Annotated in this window: 16 protein-coding genes and 1 pseudogene; 12 read left to right on the plus strand and 5 right to left on the minus strand. The window is 69.3% G+C overall.

What is annotated here, in order from left to right; genetic code table 11:
• Nucleotides 1–235: 235 nt before the first annotated feature.
• Nucleotides 236–1015, minus strand: a complete 780-nt coding sequence (gene lexA / locus ACFV7R_RS22275; RefSeq protein ID WP_129801080.1) for a transcriptional repressor LexA — start codon at nucleotides 1013–1015, stop codon at nucleotides 236–238.
• A 553-nt stretch (nucleotides 1016–1568) separates the two neighbouring features.
• On the opposite strand from lexA, the gene nrdR reads away from it, so the two are divergent.
• Together nrdR and ACFV7R_RS22285 are read left to right on the plus strand one after the other, a co-directional pair.
• On the plus strand, nucleotides 1569–2120 hold the full coding sequence (nrdR, locus tag ACFV7R_RS22280; RefSeq protein ID WP_385265989.1) for a transcriptional regulator NrdR: 552 nt from the start codon (nucleotides 1569–1571) through the stop codon (nucleotides 2118–2120).
• A 161-nt stretch (nucleotides 2121–2281) separates the two neighbouring features.
• Nucleotides 2282–5176, plus strand: a complete 2895-nt coding sequence (locus tag ACFV7R_RS22285; RefSeq protein WP_385265992.1) for a vitamin B12-dependent ribonucleotide reductase — start codon at nucleotides 2282–2284, stop codon at nucleotides 5174–5176.
• 247 nt (nucleotides 5177–5423) lie between these two features.
• Here the strand turns inward: ACFV7R_RS22285 and ACFV7R_RS22290 are convergent, their stop codons facing one another.
• Nucleotides 5424–5957 (minus strand): TerD family protein, encoded by a 534-nt coding sequence (locus ACFV7R_RS22290; protein WP_385265995.1) that lies wholly within the window; start codon nucleotides 5955–5957, stop codon nucleotides 5424–5426.
• Nucleotides 5958–6107: 150 nt separating this feature from the next.
• Here ACFV7R_RS22290 and ACFV7R_RS22295 point away from each other — a divergent pair, with 150 nt between their 5' ends.
• The 3 genes from ACFV7R_RS22295 (at nucleotide 6108) to ACFV7R_RS22305 (ending at nucleotide 8404) form a co-directional block, all read left to right on the plus strand.
• Nucleotides 6108–6713, plus strand: coding sequence for a YdbC family protein (locus tag ACFV7R_RS22295; protein ID WP_385265998.1), 606 nt, complete (start codon nucleotides 6108–6110; stop codon nucleotides 6711–6713).
• 118 nt (nucleotides 6714–6831) lie between these two features.
• Nucleotides 6832–7509 (plus strand): histidine phosphatase family protein, encoded by a 678-nt coding sequence (locus ACFV7R_RS22300; RefSeq protein ID WP_385266001.1) that lies wholly within the window; start codon nucleotides 6832–6834, stop codon nucleotides 7507–7509.
• Nucleotides 7502–8404, plus strand: coding sequence for an ADP-ribosylglycohydrolase family protein (locus ACFV7R_RS22305; RefSeq protein ID WP_385266003.1), 903 nt, complete (start codon nucleotides 7502–7504; stop codon nucleotides 8402–8404). Before ACFV7R_RS22300 ends, ACFV7R_RS22305 begins: the two co-directional genes overlap by 8 nt.
• Nucleotides 8405–8835: 431 nt before the next feature.
• Here the strand turns inward: ACFV7R_RS22305 and ACFV7R_RS22310 are convergent, their stop codons facing one another.
• Nucleotides 8836–10383 (minus strand): MFS transporter, encoded by a 1548-nt coding sequence (locus ACFV7R_RS22310; RefSeq protein WP_385266006.1) that lies wholly within the window; start codon nucleotides 10381–10383, stop codon nucleotides 8836–8838.
• A 199-nt stretch (nucleotides 10384–10582) separates the two neighbouring features.
• Here ACFV7R_RS22310 and ACFV7R_RS22315 point away from each other — a divergent pair, with 199 nt between their 5' ends.
• From ACFV7R_RS22315 to ACFV7R_RS22325, 3 genes are all read left to right on the plus strand, one after another.
• A complete protein-coding gene (locus tag ACFV7R_RS22315) occupies nucleotides 10583–11206 on the plus strand; it encodes a TetR/AcrR family transcriptional regulator (RefSeq protein WP_129801166.1) in 624 nt (207 codons plus the stop codon).
• Between the two features lie 82 nt (nucleotides 11207–11288).
• Nucleotides 11289–11990 carry a ribonuclease HII gene (locus ACFV7R_RS22320; protein WP_385266009.1) on the plus strand — a complete coding sequence of 234 codons (702 nt, stop codon included), beginning with the start codon at nucleotides 11289–11291 and terminating at the stop codon, nucleotides 11988–11990.
• Nucleotides 11991–12058: 68 nt separating this feature from the next.
• Entirely contained in the window at nucleotides 12059–12697 is a 639-nt protein-coding gene (locus ACFV7R_RS22325; RefSeq protein ID WP_385266012.1) for a hypothetical protein, read from the plus strand.
• Between the two features lie 190 nt (nucleotides 12698–12887).
• Here the strand turns inward: ACFV7R_RS22325 and ACFV7R_RS22330 are convergent, their stop codons facing one another.
• On the minus strand, nucleotides 12888–13523 hold the full coding sequence (locus tag ACFV7R_RS22330; protein WP_385266014.1) for a hypothetical protein: 636 nt from the start codon (nucleotides 13521–13523) through the stop codon (nucleotides 12888–12890).
• Between the two features lie 245 nt (nucleotides 13524–13768).
• Nucleotides 13769–15934 carry a RecQ family ATP-dependent DNA helicase gene (locus ACFV7R_RS22335; RefSeq protein ID WP_385266017.1) on the minus strand — a complete coding sequence of 722 codons (2166 nt, stop codon included), beginning with the start codon at nucleotides 15932–15934 and terminating at the stop codon, nucleotides 13769–13771.
• Nucleotides 15935–16123: 189 nt separating this feature from the next.
• Between ACFV7R_RS22335 and ACFV7R_RS22340 the strand changes: the two genes are divergently transcribed.
• The 4 genes and pseudogenes from ACFV7R_RS22340 (at nucleotide 16124) to ACFV7R_RS22355 (ending at nucleotide 21797) form a co-directional block, all read left to right on the plus strand.
• Nucleotides 16124–17746, plus strand: a complete 1623-nt coding sequence (locus ACFV7R_RS22340; protein WP_385266020.1) for a DUF4192 domain-containing protein — start codon at nucleotides 16124–16126, stop codon at nucleotides 17744–17746.
• A 218-nt stretch (nucleotides 17747–17964) separates the two neighbouring features.
• Nucleotides 17965–18178, plus strand: a pseudogene (locus ACFV7R_RS22345) (hypothetical protein); the annotation flags it as partial.
• Nucleotides 18179–18402: 224 nt separating this feature from the next.
• Nucleotides 18403–19161, plus strand: a complete 759-nt coding sequence (locus ACFV7R_RS22350) for an NUDIX domain-containing protein (protein WP_129801069.1) — start codon at nucleotides 18403–18405, stop codon at nucleotides 19159–19161.
• A gap of 134 nt (nucleotides 19162–19295) precedes the next feature.
• The gene (locus ACFV7R_RS22355; protein WP_385266024.1) at nucleotides 19296–21797 is read left to right on the plus strand and encodes an ATP-binding cassette domain-containing protein; all 2502 of its coding nucleotides are present in this window, start codon (nucleotides 19296–19298) and stop codon (nucleotides 21795–21797) included.
• Nucleotides 21798–21950: the final 153 nt, after the last annotated feature.

Raw genomic sequence — 21950 nt, forward strand, 5'->3', positions numbered from 1 at the left:
GCGGGGGGGGGGGGGGGGGGGGGGGGGGGGGGGGGGGGGGGGGGCCCGCGGCGGCCCCCCCCCCCCCCCCAACCCGCCATCCAATTCATCCGACCCGCCAGCCAAGTCCATCCGGCGACTGGGCCCGCACAGCCCGGCGACTGGGCTCGCACAGCACAGGACCCCGGAACCGGCGCAGGGGTCCCGGGGCCCGGTCAGGGGAGGGCGGTCGTGACATGGCCGCCCTTGGCCGGCGTCACACCCGCCGCAGCACCGCGACCACCTTGCCCAGAATGGTGGCGTCGTCGCCGGGGATCGGCTCGTACGCGGAGTTGTGCGGGAGGAGCCAGACGTGGCCGTCCTCGCGCTTGAAGCGCTTGACGGTGGCCTCGCCGTCGAGCATCGCGGCCACGATGTCACCGTTCTCGGCGACCGGCTGGCGGCGCACCGTGACCCAGTCGCCGTCGCAGATCGCGGCTTCGATCATGGAGTCACCGACAACTTTAAGAACGAACAGTTCGCCGTCGCCGACGAGCTGCCGAGGAAGGGGAAAAACGTCCTCGACCGATTCCTCGGCGAGAATCGGCCCACCGGCGGCGATGCGGCCGACCAGCGGGACGTATGACGCGGCGGGCTTGCCCGCGGTGTCGGTGGGCTGCACGGAGGCGGCCTGGTCGGAGCCGCGGACCTCGTACGCGCGCGGGCGGTGCGGGTCGCGGCGCAGGAAGCCCTTGCGCTCCAGTGCCATCAGTTGGTGTGCGACGGAGGACGTGCTGGACAGGCCGACCGCCTGGCCGATCTCCCGCATCGACGGCGGGTAGCCGCGCCGCTGCACGGAGTCCCTGATGACCTCGATCACCCGACGTTGCCGGTCGGTGAGCCCCGAGCTGTCCGCCCGGATGCCTGGAGGTCGGCCCGGCAGGGAGCGCTTGGGCCCCTCGGGATTCGTGGCTTCGTTCATCGCATGCACCGGCTCGAGTCGGCCCTGGGAGCGGTCCTGGGCAGTGATGGTGGCACTGTCTGCGGTGGTGGTCACGTCGGCCCCTCTCGATGGTCTCCCTGCAGCACAACGGTAGTTGCTTTCGAAAGGTTGCGCCAAACACACGTTCGAGTGAAAAAATGCGAATCGCCGGACGCGATCAGATGCCTGGGTGTATGGCTAACGCGGTGCCCTGCGGACAAAAGCGTCCATTGTTGTACTCTTCACCGCCGGGTGGTGCCCTCGTGGGGTGTGGTCCAGTCTGCCATCCAGCGCCCCGTCAACCGGGTACCGGCCCCCGTCTGCGCGGGAGTCCCACGGCTTCTCCCTGCGGCGCCCACCGTATCTCCCCACGGGCTGCCGCGATACGTCTGCGCGGCCCCGTGTCCGGCGTGGCGCACGCGCGCGTGGCGCGTGATGACGACACGCGCGACAGGGGTCGATGTAAGAGCCAATCCCCACATCTAGTGGTTGGATAGCAACAGTGGCCCAGAAGTTGTGGTCCCCCCGGTCTTCGAGCCTCTGCTGATCGCCTATGCTTGTGGTCGCTTCGAGGGGCCCGAGGGCCTGCTGAGGCTATTGAGTCTGCTGTGAGGAGGGTTGGGAGTTCATGCACTGCCCCTTCTGCAGGCACCCCGACAGCCGTGTCGTCGACAGTCGTACGACCGACGACGGCACGTCGATCCGCCGGCGCCGCCAGTGCCCTGACTGCTCCCGTCGTTTCACGACCGTGGAGACGTGCTCGCTCATGGTGGTCAAGCGGTCCGGAGTCACCGAGCCTTTCAGTCGTACCAAGGTCATCAATGGTGTGCGCAAGGCATGCCAGGGACGGCCTGTCACCGAGGACGCACTCGCCCAGCTCGGCCAACGGGTCGAGGAGGCGGTGCGTGCCACCGGGAGCGCCGAGCTGACCACCCATGACGTGGGGCTGGCCATACTCGGCCCACTGCAGGAGCTCGACCTTGTCGCCTACCTGCGATTCGCGTCTGTCTACCGGGCGTTCGAGTCGCTGGAGGACTTCGAGGCGGCGATCGCGGAACTCAGGGAAAAGCCGGAACACCCCGCCGCGGACGACGAAGACGGCGGCCGGGGGAGCCAGGAAGACGATCGCGGGTCCGGGGGGACTGCTCAGGTCCCCGAGCACGCAGCCGCCGCCGACTGATCGACGGGGCCGGTCCCGGACACGGCTCCGGATCCGGCCGGTCGGCGGCGATGAAGGCCTGTTGCGGGCGGCAGCGCGAGGACCCGCAACACAAGACAGAACACCGTGCCACGGGAACATCGTGGCACTTCAGGGCGTTTTAGCCCGTACAGGGAGGCGGCATGACAGAGACGGCGAGCGGTCCGGCACGGAGTTCCCGCGCCAAGGGCACCAAGGCGACCAAGGGACTGCGTATCGAGCGCATCCACACCACCCCCGGCGTACACCCGTACGACGAGGTGGCCTGGGAGCGCCGTGACGTCGTCATGACCAACTGGCGCGACGGCTCGGTCAACTTCGAGCAGCGTGGCGTCGAGTTCCCCGACTTCTGGTCGGTGAACGCGGTCAACATCGTCACCAGCAAGTACTTCCGCGGTGCCGTCGGCACCCCGCAGCGCGAGACCAGCCTCAAGCAGCTGATCGACCGCATCGTGAAGACGTACCGGAAGGCCGGCGAGGACCACAAGTACTTCGCCTCGCCCGCCGACGCCGAGATCTTCGAGCACGAGCTGGCGTACGCGCTCCTGCACCAGATCTTCAGCTTCAACAGCCCCGTGTGGTTCAACGTCGGCACGCCCCAGCCGCAGCAGGTCTCGGCCTGCTTCATCCTGTCCGTCGACGACTCCATGGAGTCGATCCTCGACTGGTACAAGGAAGAGGGCATGATCTTCAAGGGCGGCTCCGGTGCCGGCCTGAACCTCTCCCGCATCCGCTCCTCCAAGGAGCTGCTCTCCTCTGGCGGCAACGCCTCCGGCCCGGTCTCCTTCATGCGCGGTGCCGACGCCTCTGCAGGAACGATCAAGTCCGGTGGCGCCACCCGCCGGGCCGCCAAGATGGTCATCCTCGACGTCGACCACCCCGACATCGAGGACTTCATCGAGACCAAGGTCAAGGAAGAGGAGAAGATCCGCGCCCTGCGCGACGCGGGCTTCGACATGGACCTCGGTGGCGACGACATCACGTCCGTCCAGTACCAGAACGCCAACAACTCGGTCCGAGTGAATGACGAGTTCATGAAGGCGGTCGAGCAGGGCGGCAAGTTCGGCCTCCGCGCGCGGATGACCGGCGAGGTCATCGAGGAGATCGACGCCAAGTCCCTGTTCCGCAAGATGGCCGAAGCCGCCTGGGCCTGTGCCGACCCGGGCATCCAGTACGACGACACCATCAACCACTGGCACACCTGCCCGGAGTCCGGCCGTATCAACGGCTCGAACCCCTGCAGCGAGTACATGCACCTGGACAACACGTCCTGCAACCTCGCCTCGCTGAACCTGATGAAGTTCCTCAAGGACGACGACAAGGGCAACCAGTCCTTCGAGGTCGAGCGCTTCGCCAAGGTTGTCGAGCTCGTCATCACGGCGATGGACATCTCCATCTGCTTCGCGGACTTCCCGACCCAGAAGATCGGCGAGAACACGCGCGCGTTCCGCCAGCTCGGCATCGGCTACGCCAACCTCGGCGCCATGCTGATGGCGACCGGCCACGCCTACGACTCCGACGGCGGCCGCGCCCTGGCCGGTGCCGTCACGTCCCTCATGACCGGTACGGCCTACCGTCGCTCCGCCGAGCTCGCCGCGGTCGTCGGCCCGTACGACGGCTACGCCCGCAACGCGTCCGCCCACAACCGCGTCATGAAGCAGCACGCCGACGCCAACGCCGAGGCCGTCCGCATGGACGACCTGGACACGCCGGTCTGGGCCGCCGCCACGGAGGCCTGGCAGGACGTGCTGCGCCTCGGTGAGAAGAACGGTTTCCGAAACGCCCAGGCGTCCGTGATCGCTCCGACCGGCACCATCGGCCTGGCGATGTCCTGCGACACCACCGGCCTCGAGCCCGACCTCGCCCTGGTCAAGTTCAAGAAGCTGGTCGGCGGCGGCTCGATGCAGATCGTCAACGGCACCGTCCCGCAGGCCCTGCGCCGCCTGGGCTACCAGGAGGAGCAGATCGAGGCGATCGTCGCCCACATCGCCGAGCACGGCAACGTGATCGACGCCCCGGGCCTCAAGCCCGAGCACTACGAGGTGTTCGACTGCGCCATGGGCGAGCGGGCCATCTCCCCGATGGGTCACGTCCGCATGATGGCCGCGATCCAGCCGTGGATCTCCGGAGCCCTGTCCAAGACGGTCAACATGCCGGAGTCGGCGACCGTCGAGGAGGTCGAGGAGATCTACTTCGAGGCCTGGAAGATGGGCATCAAGGCCCTGGCGATCTACCGTGACAACTGCAAGGTCGGCCAGCCGCTCTCCGCCAAGACCAAGGAGAAGGAGAAGGCCGAGATCACGGAGAAGGCCGAGGCCACGATCCGTGAGACGGTCGAGAAGGTCGTCGAGTACCGCCCGGTCCGCAAGCGCCTCCCCAAGGGGCGCCCTGGTATCACCACGTCCTTCACGGTCGGCGGCGCCGAGGGCTACATGACCGCCAACTCCTACCCGGACGACGGTCTCGGCGAGGTCTTCCTGAAGATGTCCAAGCAGGGATCGACCCTCGCAGGCATGATGGACGCCTTCTCCATTGCCGTCTCGGTGGGCCTGCAGTACGGCGTGCCGCTGGAGACGTACGTCTCGAAGTTCACGAACATGCGCTTCGAGCCGGCCGGTATGACGGACGACCCGGACGTGCGGATGGCCCAGTCGATCGTCGACTACATCTTCCGCCGCCTGGCGCTCGACTTCCTGCCCTTCGAGACGCGTTCCGCCCTCGGCATCCACTCCGCCGAGGAGCGCCAGCGTCACCTGGAGACCGGTTCGTACGAGCCGCTGGAGGAGGACGTCGACGTCGAGGGTCTGGCCCAGTCGGCGCCGCGTGCCCAAGAGCTCAAAGCCGTCGTCACGCCGAAGGCCGACATCGAGGCGGCCAAGCCGGCTCCGAAGCAGGCCCACACCAGCGCCGAGCTGGTGGAGATGCAGCTGGGCATTCAGGCCGACGCCCCGCTGTGCTTCTCCTGCGGTACGAAGATGCAGCGGGCCGGCTCCTGCTACATCTGCGAGGGCTGCGGCTCGACCAGCGGCTGCAGCTGAAGTCCCAGCGGAATCGCGTGGGTTGCAGCACTCGATGTAACGCCTGTGCGTTGTTGATCAGCACCTGGTGAGTCTGGTGAAGGGGACCAACCACTGGTTGGTCCCCTTCACTGCGTCGAGGCGACCAGGCGCTGCATACCCGTACGCCTGGCACCAGCCATGAAGGACGTCCGGGTGGTCAAGGGTGAGGGGCGTCCGCCGGACCTGGCGGGCGCCCCTCGTCTTCGTGTGGTCGGCTGAAGAGACGTCAGGACTTGAGGGGCGCGCCCATCGTCCTCGTGAAGGTGGCCGGATCGTCTTCGAAGCCATGGACTCCGGCGTGGAAATCCCACACACGCGTGTCGTCGCGCACGAACTCGGCGACCTTGGCCGCCGTGGAACCGAGGACCTCTCCGAAGTCGTCCACCGCCAGGTCGGTGTAGCCCTCACGGATCCGCAGGGCCGGGTTGATCACGCTGACGAAGGTCCGGCGTGCCGGACGCTGCTGGATGATGACGCCGACCACCACGCGCGCGTAGCGGGCATCGAGCCGGTCGAACTCCACGGTCAGGACCTCGTCCCAGCCGAAGCCCTTGCCGTCCTTGCTGTCCCGGTTGAGGTAGATGGTGCCGTCCGGGGACCGACTGTCGAAGTGCACCACATAGGCGGGATCGCCGTACGGGTCGCTCGCCAGGTAGGTGGCGGCGACTATGTCCATGTCGGTGGGTGGCTGCCCCACTGGACTCGGGTCCCACTTCAGCGCGATCTCGACCTTGTGGATTCCCTTGCTGATGCCGTTCATCAGTCGTCCCCCTTCCCCGAGTGCCCGCAGCCCGAACTGCGGGGCGGCCAAAGCCGGTTGTCCATCCTGCCACGCGCGCGGAGAAGCGTGCGCGGTTCCTGTCCGCGCGAGAGTGACCAGCGCCACGCTCCGTGGCCTTACGATGGCGCGGTGCTGGTCAAGTGGATTCGCTGCACCGTGGTGGACCGCCGCGGGTTCGAGCGGGGGCAGCGAAAGTGGGCGGGGCTTCTGGGGGAGCCGGGATTTCGGGGACAGGGCGGGGGCTGGAGCCGGGAGCGGCCTGCGGTGGCCCATATCTTCGCGTTCTGGGAAAGCCGTGCCTTCTACGACTCGTTCATGGCCCGCTCCCACGACCGGCTTGCGGCGGCTCAGTCGGGAACGTTCAAGGACGCCCAGGTCAGGTTGTTCGACTACCGCTTCGATGTGAAGACCGGCTTCGAACCGCGCTTCACGGACGCCGACCTGATCCGGGTGGCCCTCTGCCGTGTCCGCGAGGAGCGCGTCGAGAACTTCACGCTGATGCAGGAGAAGGTCTGGAACCCCGCAATGGCCGGCTCGCCCGGGATGATCCGTGGGCTGTTCGCCGAGGCGCCCGGGCACGAGTTCATGGTTCTGTCGATGTGGCGGTCGGCCGCCGAGCACGGCAAGTACCGCACCGAGCGCGTGGAACGCCTCGCTTTGCGGGCCCAGACGGAAGCGGATGTCGCCGCGCTCACGGGCGACATCGTGGAGCTGGAACCGGCCTGGACGGTTTGATTTCTGGACGCGCCAATCGTGCGCCCTGTGTGGCGCATGGTGCGGAAACTGTGTGACCTACGCCGTATGATGCCCGCCCGAGTGCTCGACATCTCGTCACCCGATCTAGTGTTTTGGCATGGCACGACCACGGCGCATCGTCCTTGTCCGGCACGGCGAGTCAACGGGCAATGTTGATGACTCCGTGTACGAGCGTGAGCCCGACCACGCGCTGGCCCTGACCGAGCGGGGCTGGCGGCAGGCCGAGGAGACGGGTAAGCGGCTTCGTGAGCTGTTCGGGCGCGAACGCGTCAGCGTGTACGTCTCCCCGTACCGCCGGACGCACGAGACACTCCGTGCCTTCCACCTCGACCCGGACCTCATACGCGTGCGGGAGGAGCCCCGGCTGCGCGAGCAGGACTGGGGAAACTGGCAGGACTGCGACGACGTACGGCAGCAGAAGGCCTACCGCGATGCGTACGGGCACTTCTTCTACCGCTTCGCACAGGGTGAGAGCGGCGCAGACGTGTACGACCGGGTCGGCGGTTTCCTGGAGAGCCTGTACCGCAGTTTCGAGGCCCCCGACCATCCACCGAACGTGCTGCTCGTGACGCACGGCCTGGCCATGCGGCTGTTCTGCATGCGCTGGTTCCACTGGACGGTCGCGGAGTTCGAGTCGCTGTCGAATCCCGGGAACGGGGAGATGCGGATGCTCGTTCTGGGGGACGACGGCAAGTACGTGCTTGACCGGCCGTTCGAACGCTGGCGAGATCCGGAACCGTACGGGCAACGGATAGAGTGGCAGGGCGATGACTGACTCCTCTCCCGACGGGCGCCTGGACCGCGCCCTGGGCAGCCTGCGCGGACTTTCGGTGGGGGACGCGCTGGGCTCCCAGTTCTTCGTGCCGGTGAACTACCCGCTGCTCAAGCACCGAGAGCTGCCACCCGGACCCTGGCCGTGGACGGACGACACGGAGATGGCCTGCTCCGTGGTCGCCGTACTCGCCGCCCACCAGCGCATCGACCAGGACGCACTGGCCCGCTCCTTCGCGGAGCACCACGACTTCGACCGGGGGTACGGACCCGCGGTCAACCGGCTTCTCAGGCTCGTCCGGGAAGGTGGTGACTGGCGGGAGCTCGCCGCCGCGCTGTTCAACGGGCAGGGATCCTGGGGCAACGGCGCCGCGATGCGGATCGCCCCACTGGGCGCCTGGTACGCGGACGATCCGGAGCAGGCCACGCACCAGGCCGAGATCTCCGCGTACACCACACACCAGCACCGTGAGGCCGTGGTCGGCGCCATGGCGGTCGCAGCGGCCGCCGCCCTGGTCGCAGCTCCCGGCGGGCCGCCCAGTGCCGAGTCGCTCCTGGACGACGTCATCGCGCTCGTGCCGAAGAGCGCGGTCGGCGCAGGTCTGCGTCGCGCCCGGGACATGCTCGACTACGGCGACGCTGCCACGGTCGCGGCCGTACTGGGCTGCGGGCGGCGTACGACGGCTCATGACACGGTGCCCTTCGCCTTGTGGTCGGCGGCACGCTCCCTCGGCGACTACGAGGCGGCTTTCTGGACGACGGCGCAGGTCGGCGGGGACGTGGACACCACCTGCGCCATTGTCGGCGGCGTGATCGCCTCGGGGAAGGCGGGGACGCCGCCGGCGGAATGGGTGGGGCGGACGGAGGACCTGCCGGACTGGATGCCGGCGTCGGTATAACGCGGGCTGTGTCCCTGTGTCGCCGACGCGGCTCTCCGCCGAGTTGGCTCAGCCCTTCGAAACTCTCTGTGCATCCTGGGAACTCTCTGTGACCGCGGGCTCGTTGTAGTGGCATCTGCTGTGCGCAGACTGCTCATCGGTACACACGAGCGCTGCAGGGGGTGGTCATGGAGGTGTTGCCGGTGCTGTTTGTCCTGCTCGGTGTTGCGGCCGCCGCGCGGAGCGTCCCTTTGCTGTTTCCGTCGGACGCTGCCGCTGCGGCTCCCGGTTGGTGGGGCGGTGTACGGAGGTCCGGACCGCCGCTCTCGCCGTCGGCCCGCCCGACAGGTGTCAGCCGTGCGCGGCCTGTCGCGGGCCGGCCGGTCGGCCGCGGACACACCCCCGTGGCGCCCGTCGACCAGCCTCCCGGACCGGCCCGCACTCGTCTCCCGTCAGCCGCCCATAGGGCCGGCAGTACCGGCGAGCGCATCCAGGTCGCTCTTGCGTACCCGGATCACCCACCACGCGGTGACGGTGGCGAGGACGGCCATGGCAACGGCCGGGATGAACGCCGTCGAAATACCCTGCGCGAGCACCTCATGCCCCCAGGGCGCGGGCAGTTGATGCGTCTGCGCGAACTCTGCCTTCTGCGTGGCCGAGCCGTCGGCGAGGAAGTGCGGAATCTGCTTCTCCGCCTCGTCCTTGCTGGCCGTGCCGAACACAGTGGTGAGGATGGACAGACCCAGCGAACCGCCCACCTGTTGCGTGGCATTGAGCAAGCCGGACGCGGCGCCTGCCTCGTGCTGGGCGACACCGGAGACCGCGGTCACCGTCGCCGTGACGAAGTTCAGGCCCATGCCGAAGCCGAACACCAGCATCGGGCCCAGGACTCCGCTTGCATACGAACTGTCGGGGCTGATGAACGTCTGCCAGGCGAGCCCTACCACTACGGCGGCCGAGCCGACGAGCATGAACGGCTTGGGGCCGAGCACGGGGAGGAAGCGCTGCGAGAGACCCGCTCCGACCACGATCGCGACTGTGATGGGAAGAAAGGCCAGGCCTGCCTCGATCGGGCTGAACCCCAGCACGTTCTGCACGAACAGAACGATGTAGAAGAACATGCCGAACATGGCCGCTGCCAGACTCAGCATGATCACGTATGTCCCGGAGCGGTTGCGGTCGGCGAACATCTTCAGCGGGGTGATCGGCTCGTTCGCCCGCATCTCGATAAACACGAAGGCGACCAGCAAGACCAACGCCGCACCGAAGGACGCGAGGGTCACATTGTCCCGCCAGCCCTCCTCCGCCGCGCGGATGAAGCCGTACACCAAGGACGCCATGCCTATGGTCGAGGTCAGTGCGCCCGCGATGTCGAAGCGCCCGGGGTGTCGTTCGGACTCGCTTATGTAGAGCGGGGTGAGTACGGCGATCAGTACACCGATCGGTACGTTGACGAAGAGCACCCAGCGCCAGTCGAGCCACTCCGTGAGCATCCCGCCGGCGAGCAGACCGATGGCGCCACCGCCCGCGGACACGGCGGCGAAGACACCGAAGGCGCGATTCCGCTCCGGCCCCTCGGCGAACGTGGTGGTGATCAGGGCCAGCGATGTCGGCGACGCGATCGCGCCACCCACGCCCTGCAGGGCACGCGCGGCCAGCAATTGCCAGGGCTCTTGGGCGATTCCGCCCAGCAGCGAGGCGAAGGTGAACAGCAGGATGCCGGCCATGAAAACCCGGCGTCGGCCGAGGATGTCACCCGCCCGGGCGCCGAGCAGCAGCAGGCCGCCGAAGGTCAGCGTGTACGCGCTGACCACCCAGGTGAGGTCGGTGGTGCTGAACTCGAGTGCGGTTTGAATGTGCGGAAGCGCGATATTCACAATCGTCGCGTCGAGGACCACCATGAGCTGGCAGGCCGCGATGACGGTGAGCGCGATGCCGGGATGGCCCTGTCGGCGGGCAGTACCCGGTTTCCGGTCTTGGATCGATGGAGAGGTCGTCACTATGGGTCCCCCACAAATAGCTTAGTGAACGCAAGCGTTCACTGTCGCCGCCAACGGTAGTGACTCCCCAGTAGTGAACGCAAGCGTTCACTTAAGTTGCCGTCGCGTCGCACCGTCCCCGCCGCTGCCGCGTGGCACGTCCCCATATCCCCAAATCCCCCTTCAAATCCCCGCTTCCCTGTTCGTTGGAGACACTCGGATGGTTACTTCGCGCTGGACGGCCGCCCCTGCTCAGGCGGCCACTCCCCGTCGGCGCGGTGCCGTACTCGAACGCGCGATCCTCGAGGCCGCGCTGGAGCAGCTCAGTACGGTCGGCTGGAACGGCCTCACGATGGAGGGCGTGGCCGCCGGAGCCCATACCGGCAAGGCTGCGGTCTACCGCCGCTGGCCGTCCAAGGAGGACCTCGTCGCGGACGCACTCCAGGCCGGACTGCCGCGCATTGATGCTGCCCCTGACCTGGGAAGTGTGCGCCAGGATCTGGTGGCCCTCTGCCGCCAAGCGCGCGACGCCATGTATTCGCGGCCCGGTTCGGCCTTGCGCTCTGTGATTCACGAATGCGACACCCTGCAAGCCGAACGCTTCCATGACGTGATCGTCGAGGGTGTCGTGGAGCCAATGATCAGTCTGCTCCGCGAGGTGATCAACCGTGGAATCGAGCGGGGTGAGGTTCGATCCGACGCTGCGAACGGATACGTCTACGACGCCATCCCGGCGATGATGATGTATCGGTCAAAGGTGTGCGCGAGCGAATGGAGCGACCGGGACATCGAGGAGATGGTCGAGCAGTTGATGGTTCCGCTGCTCCGGCAGACGGGTGTCTGACACCGGGTTGTTCGGCTGTCAGCCCGGCTCCGGGTGACCGGGGTGTCGTAGGCAGTTGCGGGCGGCGTAATCTAAGGGCGCCATGCCGTACGAACCGCCCACTCACACCGTCGAGCGCTCCCTTCGCGCCACGACCGGAGCGAAGATCATTGCCGGTGTCGACGAGGTGGGGCGCGGTGCTTGGGCCGGTCCTGTCACGGTCTGCGCGGCGGTCACCGGACTGCGCCGCCCTCCCGTGGGTCTCACCGATTCCAAACTGCTCACGGTCAAACGACGGACCGCACTCGCCGAGGAACTGCGGACCTGGGTGACCTCGTATGCCCTGGGGCATGCCTCTCCGGAGGAGATCGACGACGTGGGCATGACGGCGGCGCTACGGCTCGCGGCGGTGCGTGCCCTGGAGGGGCTGCCGGTTCGGCCCGACGCGGTGATCCTTGACGGGAAGCACGACTATCTCGGAGCCCCGTGGAGGGTCCGTACGGTGATCAAGGGTGATCAGTCGTGCGTGGCCGTCGCTGCGGCTTCTGTGATCGCCAAGGTTCAGCGCGACAAAATGATGGCCGAACTGGGTATCGACCATGCAGACTTCGGTTTTGCGGACAACGCCGGGTATCCGTCGCCCGTGCACAAGGCCGCACTGGCGGAGCGGGGCCCCACCCCGTACCACCGGTTGTCGTGGGCGTATCTTGATGCGCTGCCCCAGTGGCGGCACCTCAAGAAAGCCCGCAGCTGGGCGGACGGGAGCGTTCCGGAGATCGAGGGTCAGCTCGGCTTCGATTTCTGACGGTCCCGATCGCACGTATGTGCCACCCGCTGGCGTGAGCCGTACCAACGTTTGATAGACATCAACTCATGCCTCTCATCCCCGAGGAGCCTCAGATTCACGAGAGTGCCCAGGGTCCCCGCGCCACGCCGGCCAACGGCCGCACCGCGCCGACCCCCCGTCCCGTACCCGGCCCCCGCCCCGCGGCTCCGCCGCGTCCTGGTCGTCCTGGCCCTCTCCGGCCCGCGCAGCAGGCGCAACGTACGCCCCATGGGGGTGCGCCCAAGCCCGGGCCTGCAGGCCCTGCAACCCACGCTGCCCCCGCTCGGTCCTCGGCGACCCCGCAGATCCAGCTGATCCCGGCTTCGGCCGAGGGCGCGCTCGACGCTGCAGAGGAAGCCGTGGACCTGCTCCTGGAGTCGGGGCGTTCCCCCGGTGACGTGCTGGTGATCACCACCGGTGAGCCGCACCCGTGGGCCGCCCACGAGCTGTCCTTCGGCGAGGCGTCCTACTGGGCGCAGCACGATGCGCGCGACGACGTCTTCTATGCCGACGCCGCCGTGGCTGGTCGTGCCGCCTCCCGGCCCGTGGTCGTGGTCGCCGTCAACGGTGGCTCCGACGCCGTTGCCGCCGGCGCCCTGCCGCTGGCTCTCGGCCGGGCTGGCGCCCTGCTGATCGTCTGCGGCGACCCGCAGCAGATCAACTCGCTGCTGGGCGCGGGCGTCTGAGCCCGCCCCGGCAGGTCCCGGCGTGGGCCGCGTAGGAGCCGTCCCGTCGGCTCGGCAGCTGCACGGCGGTGACTTCGGCATGCGCGGACGACTGGGCGGACATGTGCCTCCGGCCGGTCGTCGCACGCACGCGGTCGTGCGCCTGGTCGGGCGCCGTAGTGCCTGTGGCAGGACCTGATGTCCGTCGGCCTCAGCGGGCCGCCGCGCGGCGCAGGACCTCGGAGGCGGCACCACCGGTGCGCGGCAGTGGGGCCGGTGCCTCGGAGGTGGCAAAGGGCTCGGGCGCCGAGTCGGCGCTGGGGCGGCGTCCGCCGCGGCCCTCACCGAGGACCTGCCAGCCGTCGCGCGTGAGCGTGATGTAGGCACCACAGCGCAGCCCGTGCAGAGTGCAGGCGTCACGCAGGCCCCACATCCATGCGCCGTCCTCCTCCGTCCAACGCGCGTCGCCCTCGCGACAGTAGAGCAGCACGGCGGTGCGCACCGGAGTGCGGCGGCGCAGATCGTGCGGGATGACCCGGCGCAGTTGGGCCAGCAGCGCGTTGCGGAACATCCAGCCGTCGGCGGGGGCCGGACGTCGAGTGAACGAGGCACTTGCCCGCAGTCGTTCGTCGGCGTCGAGCACGGCCACGATCGCCGTTGCCGGCCTGGGGTGGTGCCGTGCGTGCAGTCCGCTGACGACCTCACGGGGGTTGCGCAGCAGGGGAATACCGGCGGCAGCCCACTCCGCGGGTTCCAGCAGGCGGGCCACGGGATTGGCGGAGGCGGCGGACAGGTCGGCTGACGTCGACGTGGATGCCGCGGAGGACGGAGCGAATCCGAAGGTCACGATCCTCCCTTCGGCTACGCGCCCACACTGCGGGCGGGGTCTGGTTCGGGGGAGCGCACACCGCAGCGGAGCCGTACCTGATCACGGATGAGCCGTGCGGGGAGCGGACTTCAATTCTTCCTGCCGAACTGGGATGCGGCAACGAGCAATTGGGGCCACCGACCCTTAATGCGTGGACTGTGGCTTATATCCGTACCCAGCGGGGCGTTGAGTAACGCCTGGGTGGACGGCACAGGTACACCTGGTCAACTCTGCACGCCCAGAACGAGAGGCAGCACCTCCTGCGCGCCGACACGCCGCAGCATGCGCGCCACGACCGCGAGGGTCCAACCCGTCTCCGTGAAGTCGTCCACGAGGAGGACGGGGCCGCGGTTCTCGGTGAGCGCTGCGCTGAGGGGTGGCGGTACGGTCAGTGCTCCGTCGAGCGCTTTGAGGCGTTGGGCGCTGTTGCTCCGCGAGACCGGGGAAGCGTCGACCGCGTACTCCACCGACCCCAGCAGCGGCAGTCGGCCGACCTCCGCGATGCGCGCACCCAGGGAGTGGATCAGTGCGGGGCGAGTGCGCGAGGCGACGGTGACCACGCCGACGGGACGCGCCGGGGCATCCGCCGCCCCCGAGGCCCAGCCCCCGGGTCCCTTTGCCCAGTCGGCCAGTACGCCGACCACGGCCCTTGCCACATCGTCCGGCACGGGGCCGTCAGGTGCCTGCGGGGCGAGGATCGGCCGCAGCCGGTTGCCCCAGCCGATGTCGGACAGCCGCCCCAGCGCCCGCCCCGAGGCGGCTTGTTCACCGGCCGGGATACGCCCCTTGAGATCGATGCCGATCGCCGGCAGTCCCGTCGGCCACATACGGCGAGGTTCCACCTCGACGCCCGCCCGCCCCAGGTCGACGCGCGCGGCGTCCAGCGCGCCGGTCGACGTGTCCGCGGCGAAGCGCGCGCCCGCGCAGTTGTCGCAGCGCCCGCAGGGTTTGGCACCCTCGTCGTCGAGCTGGCGCTGCAGGAACTCCATGCGGCATCCCGTCGTCGCCGCGTAGTCACGCATCGCCTGCTGCTCGGCCCTGCGCTGCCGGGCGACCCAGTCGTAACGCTCCGAGTCGTACGTCCACGGCTGCCCCGTGGCGACCCAGCCGCCCTTGACCCGCCGCACCGCACCGTCCACGTCGAGGACCTTGAGCATGGTCTCCAGGCGGGAGCGGCGCAGCTCCACGAGTGGTTCCAGAGCGGGCAGCGACATGGGCCGCTCCGCGCGCGCGAGGACCTCCAGAGTGCGGCGCACCAGGTCTTCGGACGGGAACGCGAGAGAGGCGAAGTACTCCCAGATGGCTTCGTCTTCCTTCCCGGGCAGGAGGAGGACCTCGGCGTGCTCCACGCCGCGACCGGCGCGGCCGACCTGCTGGTAGTAGGCGATGGGGGAGGAAGGTGAGCCGAGGTGAATGACAAAGCCGAGGTCGGGTTTGTCGAAGCCCATGCCGAGGGCCGACGTGGCGACCAGTGCCTTCACCTTGTTGGCGAGCAGATCGTCCTCGGCCTGCTGGCGTTCGGCGTTCTCCGTCTTTCCGGTGTACGAGGAAACAGTGTGCCCACGGTGGCGCAGAAAGGCGGTGACCTCCTCGGCGGCGGCCACGGTGAGCGTATAGATGATCCCCGAGCCCGGCAGCTCGTCGAGGTGGTCTGCGAGCCAGGCCATCCGGTGCGCGGCGTCCGGCAGCGGCAGCACACCGAGGCTCAGGCTCTCCCGGTCCAGTGGGCCGCGCAGCACCAGGGCGTCCGACGTGCCACCCGTGCCGAGCTGCTCAGCGACGTCCGCCGTTACGCGCGCGTTGGCAGTGGCGGTCGTGGCGAGTACGGGCACACCGGGCGGCAGATCGGTGAGCATGGTTCGCAGCCGACGGTAGTCCGGACGGAAATCGTGGCCCCAGTCGGAGATGCAGTGGGCCTCGTCCACGACGAGAAGACCGGTCGCGGCCGCGAGTTCGGGAAGCACCTGATCCCGGAATTCCGGGTTGTTGAGCCGCTCCGGGCTGACGAGCAGGACGTCGACCTGGCCGGCAGCGATCTCCGACTGAATGGCGTCCCACTCCTCGGTGTTCGAGGAGTTGATGGTCCGTCCGTGAATTCCGGCCCGGGCCGCGGCCTCGACCTGGTTGCGCATCAGCGCCAGCAACGGAGAGACGATCACGGTGGGGCCGCTGCCGCGGGCCCGCAGCAGTGAGGTCGCCACGAAGTAGACCGCGGACTTACCCCACCCGGTGCGCTGGACGACCAGGGCCCGGCGGCGGTCGGCAACCAGCGCCTCGATCGCCCGCCACTGGTCCTCGCGCAGCCGGGCCGCGCCTGTGGCGTCCCCGACGAGGCGGGCGAGGACCGCGTCGGCGTTCGTGCGGAGATCCGTGTTGCTCGTGTGCTCCATGCGTCCCATACAACAGGACGGCACTGACAAACGGGCCGGGCGTGGGCGGTCGGGCGCTGGGGACATCTGGGCTGTGCGAGTGCGATGGCGTCTGCCGTGGATGTGTGGCGGGCCGCGGTATGACGTGTCCCTGACTGGACTTATCCACAGGCGCAAGCGGAATTCTGCGATCCGCGAGATCGTCGGCGCATGACGAATCACGGCGAAACCACTGGATCCTTCGAAAACGACGACACCGCCGGACGGGAGGGACGAAAGAGCCCCAACGGCCATGGAACGCCCGAGGGCCACACACAGCACCTTCAACACACCGAAAATGTCGAATCCACCATGTACGACGCACCTGCCGACACACATCGCGTCACGCTGCGCACCCCGGCCGAGTTGGTCGATGCCCTGCCGTACCTGCTCGGTTACCGCCCCGAGGACAGCATTGTGCTTGTCGCCCTCCACGACCGTGACGGACGCGGCAGGTTCGGCGGCCGGGCCCGGCTCGGTATTCCCGAGAATCCGGACGACTGGGTGCCCGTGGCCTCGCAGCTGGCGCACGGGCTGGTGACGGGAAGCGAACGCCGAGGTGCCCGCCCCGAACAGATGGTGGCCTACCTCTGCCAGGAACCGGGCAAGGGCGAAACAGGCAGGCAGGTCATGGAGCGGCTCCGCCCGCTGGCTCAGAACCTGCGCGTGGAGTGCGGCCTCCTCGGCGTACCGGTGATCGAGGCCCTGTGCATTTCGGACGGCCGCTTCTGGTCGTACTGCTGCGAGAACGAGCGATGTTGCCCCGTCGAAGGCCTGCCGACGGGAATGCCCGGCACCTCCGTCCTCGCCGCCGCGGCCACCTACGCCGGGATTCAGGTGCGCGGCACCCTCCGTGAGCTGCGGGCGAGGCTCCTGCCTTGGGAAACCACCGCAGCCCTGGAGCAGGAGGTCGCCCTGGACACCGCCAGCATGGCCCTCGTCCCCAGGATCCTGGACGAATCCAGTCGCCTGTGTGTGGCCGACGAGACATTGCAGCTGGCCGAACGGGTCATGAGCCGTCTCGCCGCAGCGCCGCCCGCCTCCGGCGCGCTCAGGGCGGACCTTCGCGACGACGATCTGCTCGGACACGACGAAGCCGCAGCGCTGATTCTGGGCCTGCAGGACCGCACCACCCGCGATCGCGCAGCCGAGTGGATGGAAGGCGACGAGGCCGGCCCCGCACTCCGGCTCTGGCGTGCGCTGGCCCGCCGCTGTGTCGGACCCTACGGCGAACACGCCGCGGCGCCTCTCACCCTCGCGGGCTGGGTCGCGTGGTCGACCGGGGACGACATCGAGGCCCGGGAGGCGCTCGCCATGGCGCTGGGTGCGGACCCCGGCTATCTGTTCGCCCGCCTCCTGCACCAGGCCGTCAACGAAGGACTGGATCCGGAGTCGATCCGCCGCTGCCTGCGCGCGGAACGCGAGGGCAGTGTTCGTGGCGCAGCCGAGCGACTCGACAGGCCCCAGGACACCGAATCCGCGGTGAGCCGCGACGCCGACGGATCCGAACCCGCGCCCGCCCCCGGGACGGCTGCGGGACCGACGTCTCGGCAGAAGCGCCCAGCACTTCCCTCCGGTGGCGCCGGGCGCCCCTGCTCGTCGGGGGTGTCGGCATGCGAGGACAAGGGGGGTGTCGACAAGCCCCGTGCAATGCCGAAGGGTGGCACGGGGCCGGGGGCCGGGCGGAGCGGCAGTACACGTCCGCGCACGGTCGGGAAGGCAGCGCTGCGGCGTCGCGGCGCCCGTAAGGGGGGCGTGGGTTCTGGGGGCAGCCGTATCGAGGGGGACGCGTGAGCGACTGGCGGGAGGGTGCGGATGTGCGTCGTCGGACCGGCGCCTTCCCGTCGGGGGTGGTGGCTGGGCGATCTGCCCGAATCGACGCCGAGAGTGTGTGCTCTGGCCGCCATTCGGTGGGGTTGCCCGGTCACGGGCCGTACCGGCATACCGCCACGCCATTCCGGAGCGCCACTCCTGGCCCCGAACCCGCCCGAGGCGCACAGAGCGCAGAGGAAGCCGTCCTCGGCATCCGTCCCGATGCCCCGGCGGCGCCGTCACACTGCGTCCCATGCCCAGCGCGCCGCTCGGCGAGCTCGGACTGACGGGACTGCGGCTCGCGGAGGCCCCTTCTCCGTACGGGGCAGTCGCCTCGGCCTCGCCATGGTCGAGGAGGCGGCCGACGGGCTGCAGTTGGAGGGGACCTGGTACCGCGATGGTGAGTGTGGGTGACTCTGCGCGCCGATGGAGGGCGCGACGTAGTGCGGCGGTCGACTCTGTGACCTCGTGCGGCGACCAGGCGTGCGATCCACACGTCAACGACCGTGACCTCGAATGATGCGTCCGCACACGACGGCCGGGAGCTGCGGGAGACCCTGCTGCACGGATCCGGACCAGCCGCCGATGCGGCCCACGAAGGGAGTGTTTATCGTCAGGCAGACGACTATGATCGCGACATGCCCTACGACCCGTCAGCCTTTCCGCCCTTTGCCGTCACCGTGGACCTGGTCGTGCTGACCGTGCGCCGCCATGCTCTGTGTGCGCTGGCGGTACGCAGGGGCGAGCCGCCGTTCCAGGGGCGCTGGGCGCTTCCCGGCGGCTTCGTACGGGCCGACGAGGATCTGGCTCAGGCCGCCGCGCGCGAGCTTGCCGAGGAGACGGGGCTGCGCGTCCATGATCCGTCCGTCCCTGCCCAGGACAACGGCGCTCATCTGGAACAGCTCGCGACGTACGGCGACCCCAAGCGGGACCCCCGGATGCGTGTGGTCAGCGTCGCCCATCTCGCGCTGGCCCCCGACCTGCCCGCGCCGCGCGCCGGCGGCGACGCCAGCAACGCGCGCTGGGCGCCGGTCGAGGAACTGCTGCAACAGGGCGGCTACGGCCGCGACGGCGAACCGGTGGCCCCACTCGCTTTCGACCACGCCCAGATCCTCTCGGACGGCGTGGAGCGCGCCCGGTCCAAGATTGAGTACTCGTCCCTGGCCACGGCGTTCTGCCCGCCCGAGTTCACCGTCGGCGAGCTGCGCCGCGTCTACGAGGCTGTCTGGGGTGTGGCGCTCGATCCCCGCAACTTCCACCGCAAGGTGACGGGCACGCCCGGCTTCCTCGTCCCCACCGGCGGTACGACCACACGTCAGGGTGGCCGCCCGGCCCAGCTCTTCCGCGCGGGCGGTGCCACGCTCCTGAACCCGCCGATGCTGCGTCCCGAGGTGTGACGCCGGCTCCAGCCAACGGGCAGCCGACCGGAGGTGCACGGAAGGGCCAACACGGGTTGATCCATCCGATCACGCTCGTGTACTGGAGCCATTGATGCCCGAAAAATCCGAAATGGCCCGCTATCTTGCTACAGGTGATCCAGGCATTCGGACTGACCAGCAATTCCCGCAAAGGCCTTCCGCCTGCCGTCGACGACGTCTCCTTCGAAGCGCGCGCCGGCTGCGTCACCGCGCTGCTCGGCGACCCTGGCGCGGGTAAGACGACCGCGCTCAGACTGATGCTCGAACTCCAACAGGGTCGCGGAGTCACCTACTTCAGAGGCCGTCCGCTCCATCGCATCGCTCATCCCTCGCGCGAAGTCGGTGTCCTGCTGGGCGATGTGCCGGGGCACCCGGGCCGAACGGTACGCAGTCACCTGAGGATGCTGTGCGCCGCCGCCGGGATCTCGGTCCGGCGTGCCGACGAAGTCCTCGAGGTGGTCGGTCTCGTCAGCCTGAGCGAGGAACGACTCGGCACGCTCTCCCGAGGCATGGACCGGCGGCTCGGCCTGGCCTGCGCCCTGTTGTCCGACCCCCACACTCTCGTGCTCGACGAGCCCTCCGACGGACTCTCGGCGCGTGAGAGCCGCTGGCTGTACGGCATGCTGCGCGCGCACGCGGGCCAGGGCGGTACGGTCCTGGTCACCACGGCCGACCCCAAGGAGGCCGCGCGCACCGTGGACCGCGTCGTCACCCTGGAGCGGGGCAGGCTCGTCGCCGACCAGGAGGCGACCGAGTTCGCCCGTACCCGGCTGCGGCCACGTGTCGCCGTTCGCAGTCCGCAGTCCGCCCGGCTCGCCGCCTTGCTCACCAGGGAGGCCCGGACGGCGCAGCGCTCCGTCGAAGTCGTACAGGAACGCGGCAATCGCCTCTCCGTGTACGGCAGCACCTGCGCCGACGTCGGTGAGACGGCGTACCGGCACGGCATCCTCGTGCTCCAACTCGCCGACGAGATCGGGGACATGGGGCCGGGCGCGGGAGCGGCCGCTCCGGAGGGGCCGCAGGCGGTCCATGAGCGGTCGGCCACCGCGGAAAGGCCCGACCCGGAGACGCGCTGGACGGCCCACCTTCCGCAAGGACCTGACGATGCGTCACGCAGCCGCACTGCCACGCACTCGGCAACTGTCGACAAAACGCCTCCCGATGCGACTCCGGCGACAACGCCCGCCGCCACCCCCTCGTCGGGCAGCACCACGCCCCACGCCGCAACGCCCCACACCGACGCCGACTCCGACGCGGACTCGGTCCCCGGCCCTCGGTCGGATGCCGCGGCTTCCCAGGGCACGGTCGCCACGTCCCACGCCACGGCGTCCCTCTCGGCCGGCCACACCCCGCACGCCGACGCCGACCATGGCGTGGACTCGGTCCCCGGCCCTCGGTCGGATGCCGCGGCTTCCCAGGGCACGGTCGCCACGTCCCACGCTGCGACGTCCCCCTCGGCCGGCCACACGCCACACGCCGACGCCGACCACGGAGCGGACTCGGTCGCGGCCCCCCGGCCGGATGCCGCGGCTTCCCAGGCCGCAGCCCGCACGTCGCCCGCCGACCCACCCCCGACGACCAACCACTCACCGCACCCCGACGCGTCGACAGGCCCGGAGTCACAACCCTCCGCCTCCGTGGTCACGCCCTCCGCGAAGCAACCCGCTCATCCCACCCCCCCTGCTGCCCATCGCCCTCCACCCGCCGCTCGCGCCACCCCCTCCGCCGCTCGCCCCGCCTCGGCCGCCACCGACCCGGCCCCCTTGCCCGCCCACCCCGCCCCAAACGCCCCGCGTATCCCCGACGCCCTCCCTCCGCTCCCACCCCCCATCTCCGTCCGCCCAGCTCCCAGCCCTCTCCGCCCTCTGCGATACGAGCTGCGGCGGGCTGCCGGAGTGAGTACCGGATTTGTCACGGGGGCCGTCGTACTCGTCGTGTCCGCGCTGACCGCCGTATTTCTCGCCGGCGTCGGACACACACCACAGGCACGCCTCCTCGCCGCATGGCCGCAGGAGGTGCCGCTGCCGCCCGCGGCGCTCGGTGCGGGCCTGCTCGGGGCGCTGGCCTTCGGAGACGAGTTCCGCTACCCCGCACTGGCGGCGGACCGCGGCACGGTGCCCCGTCGGCTGGGGCTGCTCGCCGCCAAGCTCCTCGTCTCCGCGGCCACTGCGCTGATCCTGGCCGTCCTCACATTGGGCTGCGACGCCGAAGTGCTCTATCTCGTATACGGACGGGAGCTCGTGCAGGTTCCCTCGGACTGGCTCTCCCTGACCGCGAGTTGGCTCGGGCTCACGGTGGGATGTGCCTGGGCCGGTGTGCTGGCCGCCGGCGTCTTCCGGTCCGCAGCGGGCGGGCTTGCCGCGGTGGTCGCCGTGCCGATTGTCGTCGTACCCCTCGTACAAAAGGCCTTCGAGGGGCCTTCCGTGCGGACCGCGGCCGGTCTTCCCGTGCGGGCGCGCGAGCTGTTCCTGCTGCAGTGGCCCTTCGGCGGAGAGCGCTATCTGTCCGCCTTGGCCCGGGTGATTGTCCAACCCGTGGGCGGCGCCCTGACATTGTCCCTGACCGCCCTGCTCTGCGCGTTTCTGCTCACGACCCTACGGAGCAGGGCCCGATGAACACCGTCCGCATCCTTCCGGTCCCGGACTGTGCACAACTCCCTCGGGAAAGCCCATTTCTTTCCGATAAGGCGTCAATTGCGACGGGGTGAGCGATCACCCTTTCGTGTGCTTTTCACCAAAGACCTCAAGGCAGTTGAAGAGGGCGCCGAC

The sequence above is a fragment of the Streptomyces sp. NPDC059866 genome (genome assembly GCF_042731325.1).
Lineage (GTDB): Bacteria > Actinomycetota > Actinomycetes > Streptomycetales > Streptomycetaceae > Streptomyces > Streptomyces flavusporus.

Excerpts from the sequence above, each read along its gene's own strand:
- nrdR (WP_385265989.1), top strand. The coding sequence starts at position 1,569 with ATGCACTGCCCCTTCTGCAGGCACCCCGACAGCCGTGTCGTCGACAGT.
- ACFV7R_RS22290 (WP_385265995.1), bottom strand. The coding sequence starts at position 5,957 with ATGAACGGCATCAGCAAGGGAATCCACAAGGTCGAGATCGCGCTGAAG.
- ACFV7R_RS22320 (WP_385266009.1), top strand. The coding sequence starts at position 11,289 with ATGCCGTACGAACCGCCCACTCACACCGTCGAGCGCTCCCTTCGCGCC.
- ACFV7R_RS22350 (WP_129801069.1), top strand. The coding sequence starts at position 18,403 with ATGCCCTACGACCCGTCAGCCTTTCCGCCCTTTGCCGTCACCGTGGAC.
- ACFV7R_RS22305 (WP_385266003.1), top strand. The coding sequence starts at position 7,502 with ATGACTGACTCCTCTCCCGACGGGCGCCTGGACCGCGCCCTGGGCAGC.
- ACFV7R_RS22285 (WP_385265992.1), top strand. The coding sequence starts at position 2,282 with ATGACAGAGACGGCGAGCGGTCCGGCACGGAGTTCCCGCGCCAAGGGC.
- ACFV7R_RS22340 (WP_385266020.1), top strand. The coding sequence starts at position 16,124 with ATGACGAATCACGGCGAAACCACTGGATCCTTCGAAAACGACGACACC.
- ACFV7R_RS22335 (WP_385266017.1), bottom strand. The coding sequence starts at position 15,934 with ATGGAGCACACGAGCAACACGGATCTCCGCACGAACGCCGACGCGGTC.
- ACFV7R_RS22325 (WP_385266012.1), top strand. The coding sequence starts at position 12,059 with ATGCCTCTCATCCCCGAGGAGCCTCAGATTCACGAGAGTGCCCAGGGT.
- ACFV7R_RS22315 (WP_129801166.1), top strand. The coding sequence starts at position 10,583 with ATGGTTACTTCGCGCTGGACGGCCGCCCCTGCTCAGGCGGCCACTCCC.
- ACFV7R_RS22300 (WP_385266001.1), top strand. The coding sequence starts at position 6,832 with ATGGCACGACCACGGCGCATCGTCCTTGTCCGGCACGGCGAGTCAACG.